Here is a 16,927-nt window from a genome sequence, read left to right as displayed (position 1 = left end):
TGCCGGTGCCACGGCGGGACGCCACCGGAAACGCGGAAAGTCCGCGCCCCGGTTGGTCAGGCCGGGGCGCGGACTCTCTCAGCCGAGCGTCAGCGCTCAGCGGTAATAGATCGGCATGGTCGTCTCACTGTCGTCGCACCACACCTCGTGGTACCCGTTCGCCTGGGCGCCGGGACGTTCCTTCGCCTCGTCCTCGACGTCCCGAACCACCCCGGCGAGCACCGACGGCTACGCGTGGGCGCTGATCACACCGCCGCTGCTGAGCACGATGTACACCCCGTTGGCGACGACCCCGGCGTCCTGCTGGTTCGCGTCGGCCGTGCCGTACACCACGCCTCCCCTGCCGAGGATCTGCGCGCGGTAGTGCAGTTCGCCGACCTTGGTGACCTTGGCCGTCCAGCCGCCCGCCAGCTTGAAGGTGCCCGGCCCCTGGTGTCCGCCGCCCATCCAGGAGTGCACCGTGCCGTCCAGCGACAGCACGACGAACATGTCGTTGGCGTCCAGTCCGGCGTCCCGCTGGTTGGTCTCCAGGGTGGCGAGGATGTCGCCACGGGCGACGATCTTGGCCCGGTAGTGCTGGTCGCCGAGCTTGTATATCTCCGCCTTGCTGATGCCGTCCGCCAGGGGCACGGTACGGACCGGAGCGCCCGCCTTGGACCGGGCGGCCTGCTCGCCCACGGCGCCGGCCTTGGCTTCGGCCCCCTGCGACCCGGCGGACGGACCCGCGTGGCGGGACTCGGCCACCGTGCCCATGTCCGTCCGCCCGGCGGCCTTCGTGCCGGTGGCGTCCGCGCCGGAGCAGGCGGTCAGGGACAGGCCGGCCGCTGCGACCAGGGCCGCGGCGGCGACCCGCAGCGTACGGCGACGAGCGGTGCGGACAGTGGTGCTGGCGCTCATGGAGAACCCCCGGGGCAGTCGGTGACGTCGTGTCTCTCGGAACATCACCCACTCTGTCGGAGATCACTAGCGCACGGCTGGCGCTCCGCTAACACCCGGCTAACACGGCTGCCACCAGCGGCGGAGCGCCACGCCGCCCCGTGCGCCCCACCCCGGACAACCTGACCCGAACCGTCGTTGACCGCGCCCCGCCCCCGCAGTTGCATGGAACGCGCCCCTGACGCCCCGCGGAAGGACGGTGGGTGCGATGGCGACCGACGCCTTCGACCGCAAGTTCAGCATTCTCTTCGACTGGTTCGACCGCACCGAGGACGGCTGGCTCACCCACGAGGACTTCGAGGTGATGGCCGGGCTGTTCATGGCGGTGGCCCACCCCGAGGACCACGAGAACCGGGCCGCGCTGCGCGAGGCGTTCGGCCGGTGGTGGGAGATTCTGCGCGACGCGGGCGGCACGGACGAGGAAGGGCGGGTGGGCCGCCGGCCCTTCATCGACCTGATGCGCTCGCACGTCACCGACCCGAAGACCTTCGAGCACGTCGTGCTCCAAATAGTCGACGCCCTCATGCAGGCGCTCGACACCGACCGCGACGGCGTGCTCACCACCGACGAGTACGTCCGGATGTACGAGGCGCTGCACATCCCCCCGGAGACCTCGGGCCCGGCCTTCCAGCGGCTCGACCTCGACGGCGACGGCGTCATCAGCCACGCCGAGTTCCGCAAGGCCATCGAGGAGTTCTACCTCAGCCCGGACCCGGACGCCCCGGGCAACTGGCTGCTCGGTTCGCCGCTCGGCGGGTGAGGGCGGCCCACCCGGCTTTCACGCCCTTCCGTGCGCCTCCGCGGACCTCAGTCCGACGCCTCGTGCACCGTCAAGAACACCCCGCGCACCTGCTCCCCCGCCGGCCCGGTCCACGTCGCGCTGATGTGCCCCTGCGTGGCCCCGCCGTCGGTCCCGCCCGGTGTCAGGACGCGGTGGACGCGGAGGAGCAGGGGGCGGGTGGAGCGGACGAGGATGTCGGTGGCGGACGGGGCCGGGGTCACCGCGGCGGGGCCCGGTACGGTGCCGTGGCCGGTGCCGGTGAGCCGCGCGTGGACGGTGGGGTCGAGGGCGTCGTTGACGCTCTGGGCGTGGGCCTCGGTCTCGCCGGTGAGGAGGGCGAAGAGCTGGGCCACCAGGACCGGGTCGTGGGTGCCGTCGTAGACCCAGCGCTTGCCGAGTACGCCGTGCTCCAGGGTGCCGATCAGTGCGTGGTCCGCGCCGGGCAGCGGTGCGCCCCGGTAGGTGAACGGGACGTGGTAGTGGACGGGTTCGGCTCCGGAGGAGTCGGTGGCGACCATGAACTCCATGCCGACCTCGCCCTCCGGGTCGTCCAGCCGGAAGCCGCCGGCCTTGGCCAGGTCCGGGGCGGCCCCGTCGCCCGCGTACCAGGGCTGGGCGGGGAGCCAGGGGGCGAGGAGTTCCAGCTTGGTGGGCGAGAGGGTGGTCTGGTGGATGACGGCCATGGCCTGGGCACCTTCCCGTAAGTGGCGGCGTTGATCGCGTGGTTGCGGTGGTCATCCTGCCATCAGCGGCCCCGCGCGCTACCCCGCCGTCTCCGGGAGCCGGGCGGTCGATCCCCGTACGACCAGTTCCGGCTGGAAGACGAACTCCGTGTGGCGGTCGGGCGGTCCGTCGCCGTCCGCGCGGGTGCGGATCTCCTCGATCAGTGCGTCCACGGCTGCCGAGGCCATGGCCCGTACCGGCTGGCGTACGGTCGTCAGCGGCGGGTCGGTGAAGGCGATGAGCTGGGAGTCGTCGAAGCCGACGACGGAGACCTGGGAGGGGACGTCGAGGCCGCGCTGGCGGGCCGCCCGTACGACGCCGAGGGCCATCAGGTCGCTGCCGCAGACGACCGCCGTGCAGCCCGCGTCCAGGAGGGAGACGGCTGCCGCGTGGCCGCCTTCGACGCCGAAGAGGGTGTGACGGGTGAGCAGTTCGGCCGCTGCCCCACGGAGGCCGAACTCCTCCCTCAACGCCGCGGCGAAGCCTTCGGCCTTGCGGCGGGACGGTACGTAGCGGGCCGGGCCGACCGCGAGGCCGATGGTGCGGTGGCCGAGTTCGGCGAGGTGGCGTACGGCCATGCGGGCGGCCGCCCGGTCGTCCGGGGAGACGAAGGGGGCGGCGATGTCCTCGTGGTAGCCGTTGATGAGGACGTACGGGAGGCCGCGGTCGGTGAGGCGGGTGTAGCGGGCGGGGTCGGTGGTGCTGTCGGAGTGGAGGCCGGAGAGGAAGATGATCCCGGTGACGCCGCGGGCTTCCAACTGTTCGACGAGTTCGTCCTCGGTGGCGCCGCCGGGGAGCTGGGTGCACAGGACGGGCGTGTAGCCGTGGCCCGCGAGGGCCTGCTCGATGAGCTGGGCGAAGGCCGGGAAGATCGGGTTGGTCAGCTCGGGGACGATCAGGCCGACCAGTCCGGCGCTGGTGCGCCGCAGCCGTACCGGGCGTTCGCCGCCGAGCAGGTCGAGGGCGGCCAGCACCCGCTGCCGGGTGCCGCGGGCCACGCCCGCCCTGCCGTTCAGCACCCGGCTGACGGTCGCCTCGCTGACCCGCGCCTGCGCGGCGATGTGCGCCAGCCGGGGGCCGGTGCCCCGGCCGGCGGCGCGTCGGGGTGGTCGGTCACGCTTCCCACCACACGGCGGTGTCCGCCGGGAGGATCGGTTCGTCGTCGACGGTGCGGAGTTCGGCGGAGGACAGGAGAGGCCGCCAGTCGGGGTGGGAGGGGGCGCGTACGGGGGCGGGGGTCGTGTTGACCGTGCAGGCGAAGCCGCCGGGGCGGCGGAAGGCCAGCACGCCCTCGGGTGCGTCCAGCCATTCGACCTGGTCGCCCGCCCCGAGCCCGGGGTGGGTGCGGCGCAGCCGGAGGGCCGTACGGTACAGCTCCAGCATGGAGGCCGGGTCGCCGGTCTGGGCGGCGACGCTCAGCCCCGCCCACTCCGGCGGCTGCGGGAGCCAGCTACCGCCCGTACCGAAGCCGTACGGGGCGGTGCCGCCGGACCACGGGATCGGTACGCGGCAGCCGTCGCGCAGACCGTCCTGGCCGTCGCCGCGGAAGAACGCGGGGTCCTGGCGGACCTCGTCGGGCAGGTCGGTGACCTCGGGGAGGCCCAGTTCCTCGCCCTGGTAGACATAGGCGGAGCCGGGGAGCGCGAGCATGAGGAGGGCGGCGGCGCGGGCGCGGCGGGCACCGCCGCCGAGGCGGGTGGCGTGCCGGACCACGTCATGGTTGGAGAGGACCCAGGTGGTGGGGGCGCCGACGGGCCGCATCGCGTCAAGGGAGGCGTCGATGACGGTGCGCAGCGCTGCCGCGTCCCAGTCGGTGTTGAGGTAGTGGAAGTTGAACGCCTGGTGGAGTTCGTCGGGGCGGAGGTAGAGGGCGGTGCGGTCGGCGCTGGGGGTCCAGGCTTCCGCCACGCCGATGCGGTCGCCCGCGTACTCGTCCAGGACGCGGCGCCAGGAGCGGTAGATCTCGTGGACGCCGTCCTGGTCGAAGAAGGGCAGGACCTGGTTGCCGAGGAGTTTGAGCTGGCCGGTGCGGCCCATGTCGGGCAGGCCCGGGGCCTTGACCAGGCCGTGGGCGACGTCGATGCGGAAGCCGTCCACGCCGAGGTCGAGCCAGAAGCGCAGGATGGAACGGAACTCGTCCTGGACCGCCGGGCTGTCCCAGTTGAAGTCGGGCTGCTCGGGGGCGAACAGGTGGAGGTACCACTCGCCGTCGGCGACGCGGGTCCAGGCGGGGCCGCCGAAGACGGACTCCCAGTCGTTGGGCGGGAGTTCACCGTTCTCGCCGCGGCCCTTGCGGAAGTGGAAGCGGTCCCGGAGCGTCGAGCCGGGGCCCTCGTCCAACGCCTGCCGGAACCAGGCGTGCTGGTCGGAGCAGTGGTTGGGGACGACGTCCACGATGATGCGCAGGCCCAGTCCGTGGGCGTCGCGGATCACCGCTTCGGCGTCGGCGAGGGTGCCGAAGGCCGGGTCGATGACGCGGTAGTCGGCGACGTCGTAGCCCGCGTCGGCCTGCGGGGAGGAGTAGAACGGGCTGAGCCAGACGGCGTCGACGCCCAGGTCCTTGAGGTAGGGCAGACGGGTGCGGATGCCCGGGAGGTCGCCCATGCCGTCGCCGTTGCCGTCGGCGAAGCTGCGCGGATAGACCTGGTAGATCACCGCGTCGCGCCACCACTGGGTGGCCCCGGGTGCGGTCGCGTCCGCGGCGTCGGCGGTCGCTCCGGTGGCGTGGTGCCGGTTGGTCTGGTCGGTCATGTCATCCCTTGGTGGTGCCGGAGGTCAGTCCGGCGACGAGGTGGCGCTGGGCGAAGGCGAAGACCAGGCCGGCCGGGACCGCGATGATCACGGCGGCGGCGGTCATCGAGCCCCAGTCGTTGACGTACTGGTTGACGAAGGTCTGCAGGCCGCCGGCGAGGGTCAGGTTCTCCTCCCCGGTCATGAACGCGGAGGCGTACGCGACCTCGGCCCAGGCCGTCACGAAGGTGTAGAAGCCGGTGACGGCCAGGCCGGGGCGGGCCAGCGGCAGGACCAGGCGCCAGAAGGTGCCGAAGGGGTTGAGGCCGTCGACGCGGCCGGCTTCGTCGATCTCCACCGGGATGGTGTCGAAGAAGCCCTTCATCATCCAGGCGCAGAACGGGACGGCGATGGTCAGGTACGTGACGATCAGGCCGGCCGGCTGGTTGAGCAGGCCCAGGCTCGCCATCAGGTTGTACAGCGGCACGATCAGGACGGCGACCGGGAACATCTGCGTGATCAGCAGCAGCCACATCAGCGGGCGCATCCCGGGGAACCGGAAGCGGCTGACGGCGTAGCCGGTGGTGGCCGCGACGAAGACGCCGACGAGGGTGGTGACGCCGACGACGAGCAGCGAGTTGCCGAACCAGGTCAGGAACTGGGTGTCGGCGACGACGTGCCGGTAGTTGGCGAAGGTGAAGTGGGTGACCAGCTCGGTGGAGAAGGCGTCGTTCTTCGGCTTGAAGGACGTCACGAGCAGCCACAGCGGCGGGAAGACCGCGACGACGGCGGCGACCAGGAGGGTCGCGTGCAGGCCCACGGAGGCCAGCGGGCTGCGCCTGTCGCGCAGGGACTTGGCCATCACCACACCTCTCCCTGCTTGCGGAGCGAGCGCCGGTAGACGACCGCGATGAGGGACAGCAGGAGCAGGATCAGCACGCCCCAGGCGGCCGAGCCGGAGAAGTCCCGCGGGCTGTCGACGAAGGAGAGCCGGTAGGCGTACGTCACCAGGATCTCGGTGGCGTCGCCGGGCCCGCCCCGGGTGAGCAGGTAGATCACCGGGAACATGTTGAACGTCCAGATGGTGGAGAGCAGGATCACGGTGCTGCTCACGCCGCGCAGCCCGGGCAGGGTGATGTTGCGGAACCGCTGCCAGGCGTTGGCGCCGTCCATCTCCGCGGCTTCGTACAGCTCGCCCGGGATCGACTGGAGACCGCCGAGCAGCGCGACGAGCATGAACGGTACGCCCAGCCACACGTTGACGGCGATGACCGACAGCTTGGCCCAGGTCGGGTCGTTCAGCCACGGCACCGCGTCGATGCCGCCGCCCGCCAGCAGCTTGTTCAGCAGGCCGTTCTTCTCGTTGTAGAGCAGCCGCCAGGTGAAGACGGAGACGAAGGCGGGGATGGCCCAGGGCAGGATCAGCGCCAGCCGGTAGAAGGTGCGGCCGCGCAGGGTGCGGTTGAGCAGGTTGGCGAGGGCCAGGCCGATGGCGAAGGTGACGCCGACGCAGGCCACCGTCCACACGACGGTCCAGCCGAGGCGGCCCCAGAAGACGTCGCCGCCGAGGATCTCGGTGTAGTTGTGCAGGCCGGTGAACTCGTAGGTGGCCGGGATGTGGTTCATGCCGATGTTGCGTTCGACGTTGGCCTCGTTGGCGTCCGTCAGCGACAGGTACAGGCCGCGGACCAGGGGGTAGCCGATGATGACGCCGATGACGAGCACCACCGGGGCGACCATGGTCCAGGCGTACCAGTGGGTGCCCAGGGCTCTGCGCACCCGGCCCGGCGGTGCGGCGGCGGCCTCCTTCCGCCGGGTCCGGGGCATCCGTGCGGTGTCCGTCACTTGTAGTCCTTGAGGATCTTGCGGTAGCTGTCGCCGACGGCCTTGGCGGCCTGCTCGGGCGTGCTGGAGCCGGTGAGCACCTTGTTCATCTGCACCTTGATCGGCTCGAAGAGGGCGTTGCCCTCGGCGATCCAGGGGCGCTGGACGGCCTTGTCGACGGCGGGCTTGAAGAAGCCGACCATCTCGTTGTTCTTGACGGACGGCAGCGTGTACACGGACTTGCGGGTGGGCAGCAGGCTGAGCTGCTCGGTGGTCTGCTGCTGGATCTTCGCCGAGCTCATGTACCGGGCGAACGCGTAGGACGCCTGGAGGTTCTTCGAGCCCGCGTAGACGGAGAGGTTCCAGCCGCCCTGCGGGGAGCCCTGGGAGGCGCTGCCGCCGGGTACCGGCGCGACGCCCAGGTTCTTCTTGTCCTTGAACTCCTTGCCCGCGCGGACGCCCTCGATGTCCCACGGACCGCTGACCGCCATCGCGACGCTGCCGTCCTTGAGGGCCTTGAGCTGGTTCTCCTGGCCGTCGGTGGCGTCGGTGACCGCGGCCTTGGAGTCGACCAGGTCCTTGACGGCCTTGAACGCCTTGACGCCGGCGTCGTCGTCGATCGTCACGACCTTGTCGCGGGCGTCGACCAGGTCACCGCCCTCGCCGTAGAGGTACGGCAGGAACCAGTACGGGTCGTCGCCGCGCAGGTAGAGCGCGGTGGCGCCGGTCTTGTCCTTGATCTGCTTGGCGGCGGCGGTCAGCTCGGCGAAGGTCTTGGGCACCTCGACACCGGCCTGCTTGAGCAGCCGCTTGTTGTAGAAGAGGCCGAGGGTGTCGGTGACCTGCGGCACGGCGTAGGTCTTGTCCTTGAACTTGGTGCTGCCGAGGGCCTGCGGGAGGTAGTCGCCGGTGTCGTCCAGGGCCGGGGTGCCGTCCAGCGGGGCGAGGTAGCCGAGGTTGGCGAAGTCGGCGACCCAGGCGACCTCGGTGCGCATCACGTCGGGGGCGCCCGCGCCGGCCCCCGCGGCGTTCTTGAACTTGGCGTTGGCCTCGCCGAAGGCGACGCTGACGTACTTCACGTCGACCTTCGGGTGCTCCTTCTCGAAGCTCTCGGCCAGCTTCTTGTACGTCGCCTTCTCGGCGTCGTTGGAGGTGTCCCAGAAGGTCACGGTGCCCGACAGCTCGCCCCCGCTCTGCTGGTCGCCCCCGCCGCCGCTGCCGCACGCCGTCGCCGCCAGTGCCAGACCCGCGGCCAGCGCGGTAGTCGCCATGCCACGTCGCATGTGAACTCCTCAAGGTAACGCCCGAGATGGCGTCGGAACGCCTTGCCCGGCCGTTCGGAACGCCTGTGATGGCGGACAGGAACGTAACAGCGCCGTCATGAATTCGAAAGACCTTGCGGCAAATTTCTGCAAGAGGACAGGAAGGTGTTGCAGGGGGCGGCGCCCGCGCACGCCCTGCCCGCCGTGCGTCAGCAGGCCGCTCACCAGGGCTCCGAGCGCCCGTGGGCCCGTCACCCCGCCGTGCTCCGCGCGTTGAGCCCGTAGACGACCGTCCGTCGATCGATGCCTGGACCCTGCAAGACGATGCATGGACGCTCTGCCCCGAATCGCCCCACTCTCGAACAGGGATGCCAGATGACCCAGGAGCTGACCTCGACCGACCCCGGCCGCGCGGCGGCGGAGCCCGGCGGGCGCCCCGGCTGGTGGCGCGACGCCGTCATCTACCAGGTGTACGTCCGTTCCTTCGCCGACTGCGACGGAGACGGCATCGGCGATCTGCGCGGCGCCCGCGAACGCCTGCCCTACCTGCGCGACCTGGGCGTGGACGCCGTCTGGCTCACCCCGTTCTACGCCTCCCCGCAGGCCGACGGCGGCTACGACGTCGCCGACTACCGCTCCGTCGACCCGCTGTTCGGCAGCCTCCAGGACGCCGACGACCTCGTACGGGCCGCCCACGCGCTGGGCCTGCGGGTGATCGTCGACATCGTGCCCAACCACACCTCCGACCAGCACCCCTGGTTCCAGGACCCGGAACTGGCCCGGCGGCGCTACCTCTTCCGCCCCGGCCGGGGCGCCTCCGGCGAGCTGCCGCCCAACGACTGGGAGTCGGTCTTCGGCGGCCCCGCCTGGACCCGTACCGAGCGCGGCGACTGGTACCTGCACCTGTTCGCCCCGCAGCAGCCCGACCTGAACTGGGACGACCCGGACGTGCACGCCGAGTTCGAGTCGGTGCTGCGGTTCTGGCTCGACCTCGGCGTGGACGGCTTCCGCATCGACGTCGCCCACGGCATGGTCAAGGCACCCGGCCTGCCCGACATCGGCCGCAAGGAGCAGGCCAAGCTCATCGGCAGCCAGGTGCTGCCCTTCTTCGACCAGGACGGCGTCCACGAGATCCACCGCGCCTGGCGCCGCCTGCTGGACTCCTACCCCGGCGAGCGCATCGGCGTCGCCGAGGCGTGGGCCCCCAGCCCCGAACGGCTCGCCCTGTACGTCCGCCCCGACGAGTGCCACCAGGCGTTCAACTTCCAGTTCCTGACCGCCGACTGGTCCGCCGCCTCGCTGCGCGCCGTCGTCGACGCCTCCCTCGCCGCGACCGCCTCGGTCGGCGCCACCACGTCCTGGGTGCTGTCCAACCACGACGTCGTCCGGCACACGACCCGCCTCGGCGGCCTGCAGCGGGCCCGCGCCGCCACCCTCATGATGCTCGCGCTGCCCGGCTCGGCCTACCTGTACCAGGGCGAGGAACTGGGCCTGCCGGAGGTCACCGACCTGCCCGACGAGGTCCGCCAGGACCCCGCGTTCTTCCGCGGCGACGGCCAGGACGGCTTCCGCGACGGCTGCCGCGTCCCGCTGCCCTGGTACGGCGACTCGGCCGCGTACGGCTTCGGCCCCGGCGGCAGTTGGCTGCCCCAGCCGCGCGCCTGGAAGGACCTGTCCGTACGGGCCCAGACCGGCGACCCGGCCTCCACCCTGGAGCTGTACCGCGCGGCGCTCGCCCTCCGCCGCGCGCACCCGTGCCTCGGCGACGGGGACCTCGCCTGGGCCGACGCCCCCGACGGGCTGCTGGCCTTCACCCGTACCGGCCGGGCGGGCCGTACGGAGCTGCTGTGCACCCTCAACACCCTGGGCCGCGCCGTCGAACTCCCCCGCCCCGGGCGGCTGCTGCTCTCCTCCGCGACGGTCACCGACGACGGCGCCACCGCCGTCCTGCCGGGCGACTCCTGTACCTGGTGGGCCCTCTGACGAGCGGCCCGGCGAACCGAACGGGCCGTCCGGCGGCGCGGCCCGCCGCCGGACGGTGCGGGCAACGTGGGCAATCCGGGAGCCGACCGGTACAGTCCCACCCATGACCGCCCGGCTGTCCGACATCGCAGCGCAGGCGGGTGTCAGCGAGGCCACCGTCAGCCGGGTGCTCAACGGAAAACCCGGTGTCTCCGCCACCACCCGCCAGTCCGTGCTGGCCGCGCTCGACGTGCTCGGGTACGAGCGTCCCGTCCGGCTGCGGCAGCGCAGCGCCGGGCTGGTCGGCCTGATAACCCCGGAGCTGGAGAACCCGATCTTCCCGGCGTTCGCCCAGGTCATCGGCCAGGCACTGACCCGCCAGGGCTACACCCCGGTGCTGGCCACCCAGACACCGGGCGGCTCCACCGAGGACGAGCTGACCGAGATGCTGGTGGACCGCGGCGTCGCCGGGATCATCTTCGTCTCCGGACTGCACGCGGACACCTCCGCCGACATGCAGCGCTACGAGCAGCTCCGCGGCCAGGGCGTGCCCTTCGTCCTGATCAACGGCTTCTCCGACAAGGTGCAGGCACCCTTCGTCTCGCCGGACGACCGGGCCGCGATCCGCCTCGCCGTCACCCATCTGGCCGCACTGGGCCACCAGCGGATCGGGCTGGCCCTGGGACCGAAGCGCTTCGTGCCCGTCCAGCGCAAGATCGAGGGCTTTCTGCACAGCATGAAGGACCAGCTCGGCCTGGGCCGGGAGGCGGCCCAGGAGCTGATCCAGCACTCCCTGTACACCCTGGAGGGCGGGCAGGCCGCGGCCGGCGCGCTGCTCGCCCGCGGCTGCACGGCGGTGGTCTGCGCCAGCGACATGATGGCGCTCGGCGCGATCCGGGCCGCCCGGCAGCAGGGCCTGGACGTGCCCCGGGAGGTCTCCGTCGTCGGTTTCGACGACTCCCCGCTGATCGCCTTCACGGACCCGCCGCTGACCACGATCCGGCAGCCGGTCACCGCGATGGGGCAGGCGGCGGTGCGCGCCCTGCTGGAGGAGGTCGGGGGCACCCCGGCGCCGCACAGCGAGTTCGTCTTCCATCCGGAGCTGGTCGTCCGCGGGTCCACGGCTTCGGCGCCGAAGACCGTCCGGGTTCCCGGCCAGGGCGGCTCCCCCGCCACGGACGGTGACCGGTCCCGTACGGACGGAGACCGGTCCGCCAGTACGGACGGCAGCCCCGCCTGAGTGATCCGCCGGTGTCCGGTACGGCCTGGTCCGTCCCTGCCGAAAGGCAGAGCCGTCCCCTACCCGGGTGGGGGTCGCGCCTCCCTCCGAGGTGCCAGGCGGGCCTCCTCGGGACCCGACCGGAGGGTGATCGGCCGCCGACCCCTTTCTGGCAGACTGTCTGCCTATGGGTGAAGCGCATGTGAAGACTCTTGACGGCCGTACGGCCGTGCCGCCGCCACCCACCGAGGACGACGCGCCGAGTGCGTCCTCCGGTGGCCGGCTGGCCCGCCTGCGCGCTCCCCGTACCCCGCGGCTGTGGTTCGAGATCCTGCTGATCGCGGTCAGCTACTGGGTCTACTCCCTCATCCGCAACGCCGTGCCCGAGCAGAAGGCCCAGGCGCTGAAGAACGCGGACTGGATCTGGGAGGCCGAGCAGACCCTCGGCATAGCGGTGGAGAAGACCGTCAACCACGCCGTGGACTCCGTGACCTGGCTCATCGTCTCGATGAACTATTACTACGCCACGCTGCACTTCATCCTGACCATCGGTGTCCTGGTCTGGCTCTACCGCTGGCACCCCGGCCGGTACGCGGCCGCCCGCCTCGCGCTCTTCGCCACCACGGGCGTGGCCCTCGTCGGCTACTACTTCTACCCGCTGGCCCCGCCCCGCCTGATGAACGGCGGCGGCTTCATCGACACCGTCATCGTCCACCACACCTGGGGCTCGATGGCGTCCGGCAACCTGGCGTCGATGTCCAACCAGTACGCGGCGATGCCCTCCATGCACATCGGCTGGTCGCTGTGGTGCGGGGTGATGATCGCGCTGATCGCCAAGCCGGTGTGGGCCAAGGTGCTGGGCCTGCTCTACCCGACGACGACCCTGGTGGTCATCGTCTCCACCGCCAACCACTTCTGGCTCGACGCGGTGGGCGGCATACTGTGCCTCGCCTTCGGCATCGGCCTGGCCTTCGCCTGGTACGCGGCGCTGCCGCACCGGCTGCCGCGGCGGGTGGCCGCGGTCTGAGACCGGGCGCCCGGCCCGGGCCGGGCCCGTCCTCTCAGCCCGCCGCCCCGTAGAAGATCTCCTCCACCACCGCACGGGCCCTGCGGGTCGTCCGCCGGTAGTCGTCCAGCATCTCCCCGACGTGCCCCTCCTCGTACCCGAGGTAGCGGCCCACCGCCGCCAGCTCCCGCGCGTCCGACGGGAACGTGTCGCCGGGGCGGCCCCGTACCAGCATCGTGGCGTTGCGCACCCGCGACGCCAGCACCCACGCCTCGTCGAGGATCTGCGCGTCCTCCGTGGCCAGCAGCCCGGCGTCGCGGGCCGCGGCCAGTGCCGTGCGGGTACGGGTGGTGCGCAGGCCGGGCTCGTTCCAGGCGTGCTGCATCTGGATGAGCTGTACGGTCCACTCGACGTCGCTGAGGCCGCCGCGCCCCAGCTTGGTGTGGGTGGTCGGGTCGGCGCCGCGCGGCATCCGCTCGGTCTCCATCCGGGCCTTGAGGCGGCGGATCTCCCGTACGGCGTCCTCGCCCAGGCCCTCCATCGGATAGCGCAGCGGGCCGATCAGCTCGATGAACCGTTCCCCCAGCTCGGCGTCGCCCGCGACCGGCTCGGCGCGCAGCAGGGCCTGTGCCTCCCAGACCAGCGACCAGCGCCGGTAGTAGGCGGCGTAGGAGGAGAGCGTCCGGACCAGCGGTCCGGTCTTGCCCTCCGGCCGCAGGTCGGCGTCGATCGGCAGCGGCGGGTCGGAGGACGGCAACTGGAGGAGGCGGCGCATCTCGTTGGCGACGGCGTGCGCGGCCTTGGCGGCCTCCTGCTCGTCGGCGCCCTCGCGCGGCTCGTGCACGAACAGCACGTCGGCGTCGGAGCCGTACCCCAGCTCCCGGCCGCCGAAGCGGCCCATCCCGATGACGGTGAAGCGGGTGGGCAGGGTGTCGCCCCACCGGTCGCGCACGGCGGCGCGCAGCGCGCCCGCGATGGTGGCGGCGGTCAGGTCGGAGACGGCGGTGCCGATCACGTCGGCGGCGTGGCCGCGGTCCGCCTCGGCCGGATGCCCTTCGGTGCCGTACGCGCCGATCAGGTCGGCGGCGGCCGTACGGAACAGTTCCCGCCGCCGTACCCCGCGGGCCGCGGCGGCGGCCTGCTCGGCACCCTCCGCACGGCCGACCGCGGCCAGCACCTCCTGCTCCAGCGCGGCCCGGCCGCGCGGCAGCAGGCCGTCCTTGGCGCCGAGCAGCGCGACCGCCTCGGGGGCGCGCAGCAGCAGGTCGGGGGCGAAGCGGCCGGCCGACAGGACGCGGGCCAGGTTCTCGGCGGCGGCGCCCTCGTCGCGCAGCAGCCGCAGGTACCAGGGGGTCTTGCCGAGCGCGTCGGAGACCTTGCGGAAGTTGAGCAGTCCGGCGTCCGGGTCGGCGGAGTCCGCGAACCAGGCCAGCAGGACCGGCAGCAGGGTGCGCTGGATGGCGGCCTTGCGGGTGACGCCGGAGGCCAGCGCTTCGAGGTGGCGCAGCGCGGCGACCGGGTCGGCGTAGCCGAGCGCTTCGAGGCGCTGGCCGGCGGCCTTGGCGGAGAGCCGGGTGCCGCCGGGTTCCAGGTGCGCGACGGCGTCCAGCAGCGGCCGGTAGAACAGCTTCTCGTGCAGCCGCCGCACCTCGCGGGCGTGCCACTTCCACTGCTTGCGGAGCGTCTCGACCGGCTCGGTGCGCATGCCCATGGAGCGGGCCAGGCGCCGCAGGTCGGGCTCGTCCTCGGGCATCAGGTGGGTGCGGCGCAGCTTGTAGAGCTGGATACGGTGTTCGAGCGTGCGCAGGAAGCAGTACGCGGCGTCCAGCGCCTTGGCGTCCTCGCGGCCGACGTAGCCGCCGGACGCCAGCGCCGAGAGGGCTTCCAGGGTGCTCGGGCTGTGCAGCGTCCCGTCGCTGCGGCCGTGCACGAGCTGCAGGAGCTGGACGGCGAACTCCACGTCGCGCAGTCCGCCGGGGCCCAGCTTCAGTTCGCGGTCGACCTGGGCGGCGGGGATGTTCTCCACGACGCGGCGGCGCATCTGCCGTACGTCGGTCACGAAGTTCTCGCGCTCGGAGACCTGCCAGACCAGCGGGGTGACCGCGGCCACGTACTCCTTGCCCAGCTCCTCGTCGCCCGCCATCGGCCGGGCCTTGAGCAGGGCCTGGAACTCCCAGGTCTTGGCCCAGCGTTCGTAGTAGGCGAGGTGGCTGTTGAGGGTGCGCACGAGCGGGCCGTTGCGGCCCTCGGGGCGCAGGTTGGCGTCCACCGGCCAGATCGTGCCCTCGGCGGTGACGTCGGAGCACACCCGCATCATCCGGCCCGCCAGCCGCGTCGCGGCCTGGAGCGCCTTGGCCTCCTCGATGCCGTCGCGGGCCTCGGCGACGAAGATGACGTCCACGTCCGAGACGTAGTTCAGCTCCCGGCCGCCGCACTTGCCCATGGCGATGACGGCGAGCCGGCAGGCGGCGGCGTCGGTGGGCTGCTCCTCACCGGCGATCTCCAGCGCGGCGCGTACCGTCGCGGTCGCCAGGTCGGCCAGCTCCGCGGCGGTCTCGGCGAGGTCGGTCGTCCCGCACACGTCGCGCGCCGCGATGCCCAGCAGGCACCGGCGGTACGCGGCGCGCAGCGCGTCCGGACGCGGCCGGTCCCGGCCCCGTTCGCCCCAGATGCCCTCGGCCAGCGCCGCCTCGAACTCCGGCGTGGTCGGGTGCAGATCGGCCGCCTCGTACGTGACCAGCGACTGCCAGTCGCGCGGATGCCGTACGAGGTGGTCGCCGAGCGCCTCGGAGGCGCCGAGCACCCCCAGCAGCCGGTCGCGCAGCGGCTTCGCGGTGATCAGCGTGGACAGCAGCTTCTGCCGCTCGTCCTCGTCCTGCGCCTCCGCCAGCCGCACCAGCGCGGTCAGCGCCAGGTCGGGGTCGGCGGTGCCGCCCAGCGCCTCCAGGAGCACCGAGTCGTCCCGTACGGCGGCGAGTTCGGGCGCTTCCAGGAGCCGCCCGGCCGCCGACGGGTCGGTGAAGCCGTACCGCAGCAGCCGGGAGAAGGCGCTGCTGCGCCGCCCCTGACCCTGCGGACCGGGGTGCGCGGTCACAGGACCGGCAGCATCTTGCGCAGTTCGAAGGCGGTGACCTCGGAGCGGTATTCCTCCCATTCCTGCTTCTTGTTGCGCAGGAAGAAGTCGAAGACGTGCTCGCCGAGGGTCTCCGCGACCAGTTCGCTGCGCTCCATCAGGTCGATGGCCTCGCCGAGGTTCTGCGGCAGCGGCTCGATGCCCATGGCGCGGCGCTCGGAGTCGGACAGCGCCCACACGTCGTCGTCGGCGCCGGCCGGGAGTTCGTAGCCCTCCTCGATGCCCTTGAGGCCGGCGGCCAGCAGCACCGCGTAGGTGAGGTACGGGTTGGCGCCGGAGTCGATGGAGCGGACCTCGACCCGGGTGGAGCCCATCTTGCCCGGCTTGTACATGGGGACGCGGATGAGCGCGGAGCGGTTGTTGTGGCCCCAGCAGATGTACGAGGGGGCCTCGCCGCCGGCGCCCGCGGTGCGGTTGGCGCCGCCCCAGATGCGCTTGTAGGAGTTGACCCACTGGTTGGTGACGGCGGAGATCTCGCCCGCGTGCCGCAGCAGGCCGGCGATGAAGGAGCGGCCGACCTTGGAGAGCTGGTACTCGGCGCCCGACTCGTGGAAGGCGTTGCGGTCGCCCTCGAACAGCGAGAGATGGGAGTGCATGCCCGAACCCGGGTACTCCGAGAACGGCTTGGGCATGAACGTCGCCTGCACGCCCTGCTCCAGCGCGACCTGCTTCATCACCAGCCGGAACGTCATGATGTTGTCGGCGGTGGACAGCGCGTCGGCGTACCGCAGGTCGATCTCCTGCTGGCCCGGGGCGCCCTCGTGGTGACTGAACTCCACCGAGATGCCCATCGATTCGAGCATGGTGATCGCCTGGCGGCGGAAGTCCATGCCGACGTTCTGCGGGGTGTGGTCGAAGTAGCCGGAGGAGTCCGCGGGGCTCGGCCGGGTGCCGTCCACCGGCTTGTCCTTGAGCAGGAAGAACTCGATCTCGGGGTGGGTGTAGAAGGTGAAGCCGAGGTCGGAGGTCTTGGCCAGGATGCGCTTGAGGACGTAGCGCGGGTCTGCGTAGGACGGGGAGCCGTCCGGCATCAGGATGTCGCAGAACATCCGGGCGGTGCCGGGGGCCTCGGCGCGCCACGGCAGGATCTGGAAGGTGCCCGGGTCCGGCTTGGCGATCATGTCGGACTCGTACACCCGCGCGAAGCCCTCGATCGCGGAGCCGTCGAAGCCGATGCCCTCGTCGAACGCCTGCTCAAGTTCGGCGGGCGCCACCGCGACGGACTTCAGGAACCCCAGCACATCGGTGAACCACAGTCGTACGAAGCGGATGTCGCGCTCCTCCAGCGTACGGAGCACAAACTCCTGCTGCTTGTCCATGGCTCACCAATCCTTGCAGGTCAATCGGCCTG

At 71.9% G+C, this 16,927-nt stretch carries 14 protein-coding genes; 4 read left to right on the top strand and 10 right to left on the bottom strand.

Features of this window, described 5'->3' with window-relative positions; translation table 11 throughout:
* Positions 1–96 precede the first annotated feature (96 nt).
* On the bottom strand, positions 97–222 hold the full coding sequence (locus EJG53_RS43425) for a hypothetical protein (protein ID WP_280526790.1): 126 nt from the start codon (positions 220–222) through the stop codon (positions 97–99).
* 6 nt (positions 223–228) lie between these two features.
* Positions 229–897: a hypothetical protein gene (locus EJG53_RS29735; RefSeq protein WP_125047464.1), complete on the bottom strand. Its 669-nt coding sequence runs from the start codon at positions 895–897 to the stop codon at positions 229–231.
* 247 nt (positions 898–1,144) lie between these two features.
* On the opposite strand from EJG53_RS29735, the gene EJG53_RS29730 reads away from it, so the two are divergent.
* Positions 1,145–1,696, top strand: a complete 552-nt coding sequence (locus tag EJG53_RS29730) for an EF-hand domain-containing protein (RefSeq protein ID WP_125047463.1) — start codon at positions 1,145–1,147, stop codon at positions 1,694–1,696.
* Positions 1,697–1,743: 47 nt separating this feature from the next.
* On the opposite strand, the gene EJG53_RS29725 is transcribed toward EJG53_RS29730, so the two are convergent.
* From EJG53_RS29725 to EJG53_RS29700, 6 genes are all read right to left on the bottom strand, one after another.
* The gene (locus EJG53_RS29725) at positions 1,744–2,400 is read right to left on the bottom strand and encodes a maltokinase N-terminal cap-like domain-containing protein (protein ID WP_125047462.1); all 657 of its coding nucleotides are present in this window, start codon (positions 2,398–2,400) and stop codon (positions 1,744–1,746) included.
* Between the two features lie 78 nt (positions 2,401–2,478).
* Entirely contained in the window at positions 2,479–3,510 is a 1,032-nt protein-coding gene (locus EJG53_RS29720) for a LacI family DNA-binding transcriptional regulator (protein WP_125047461.1), read from the bottom strand.
* Positions 3,511–3,553: 43 nt separating this feature from the next.
* On the bottom strand, positions 3,554–5,191 hold the full coding sequence (locus EJG53_RS29715) for a glycoside hydrolase family 13 protein (protein ID WP_244955399.1): 1,638 nt from the start codon (positions 5,189–5,191) through the stop codon (positions 3,554–3,556).
* Between the two features lies 1 nt (position 5,192).
* Complete coding sequence (locus tag EJG53_RS29710) at positions 5,193–6,032, bottom strand: sugar ABC transporter permease (RefSeq protein WP_125047460.1); 840 nt, start codon at positions 6,030–6,032, stop codon at positions 5,193–5,195.
* Complete coding sequence (locus EJG53_RS29705) at positions 6,032–6,997, bottom strand: carbohydrate ABC transporter permease (protein ID WP_125049681.1); 966 nt, start codon at positions 6,995–6,997, stop codon at positions 6,032–6,034. Before EJG53_RS29705 ends, EJG53_RS29710 begins: the two co-directional genes overlap by 1 nt.
* 14 nt (positions 6,998–7,011) lie before the next feature.
* On the bottom strand, positions 7,012–8,277 hold the full coding sequence (locus EJG53_RS29700; protein WP_125047459.1) for an extracellular solute-binding protein: 1,266 nt from the start codon (positions 8,275–8,277) through the stop codon (positions 7,012–7,014).
* Positions 8,278–8,631: 354 nt separating this feature from the next.
* Here EJG53_RS29700 and EJG53_RS29695 point away from each other — a divergent pair, with 354 nt between their 5' ends.
* The 3 genes from EJG53_RS29695 to EJG53_RS29685 all read left to right on the top strand — a co-directional run bounded on the left by EJG53_RS29695 (position 8,632) and on the right by EJG53_RS29685 (position 12,464).
* Entirely contained in the window at positions 8,632–10,239 is a 1,608-nt protein-coding gene (locus EJG53_RS29695) for a glycoside hydrolase family 13 protein (RefSeq protein ID WP_125047458.1), read from the top strand.
* Positions 10,240–10,342: 103 nt separating this feature from the next.
* The gene (locus EJG53_RS29690) at positions 10,343–11,458 is read left to right on the top strand and encodes a LacI family DNA-binding transcriptional regulator (RefSeq protein WP_244955398.1); all 1,116 of its coding nucleotides are present in this window, start codon (positions 10,343–10,345) and stop codon (positions 11,456–11,458) included.
* Between the two features lie 166 nt (positions 11,459–11,624).
* On the top strand, positions 11,625–12,464 hold the full coding sequence (locus EJG53_RS29685) for a phosphatase PAP2 family protein (protein WP_125047457.1): 840 nt from the start codon (positions 11,625–11,627) through the stop codon (positions 12,462–12,464).
* 34 nt (positions 12,465–12,498) lie between these two features.
* On the opposite strand, the gene EJG53_RS29680 is transcribed toward EJG53_RS29685, so the two are convergent.
* On the bottom strand, positions 12,499–15,537 hold the full coding sequence (locus EJG53_RS29680) for a bifunctional [glutamine synthetase] adenylyltransferase/[glutamine synthetase]-adenylyl-L-tyrosine phosphorylase (RefSeq protein WP_125047456.1): 3,039 nt from the start codon (positions 15,535–15,537) through the stop codon (positions 12,499–12,501).
* Positions 15,534–16,895 carry a glutamine synthetase family protein gene (locus EJG53_RS29675; protein WP_031004274.1) on the bottom strand — a complete coding sequence of 454 codons (1,362 nt, stop codon included), beginning with the start codon at positions 16,893–16,895 and terminating at the stop codon, positions 15,534–15,536. The genes EJG53_RS29680 and EJG53_RS29675 overlap by 4 nt, the downstream gene beginning before the upstream one ends.
* Positions 16,896–16,927 lie beyond the last annotated feature (32 nt).

The sequence above is a fragment of the Streptomyces chrestomyceticus JCM 4735 genome (genome assembly GCF_003865135.1).
Taxonomy (GTDB): domain Bacteria; phylum Actinomycetota; class Actinomycetes; order Streptomycetales; family Streptomycetaceae; genus Streptomyces; species Streptomyces chrestomyceticus.
Note: the sequence above shows the minus strand (reverse complement) of the source record. Positions and strands in the feature narration are given on the sequence as shown.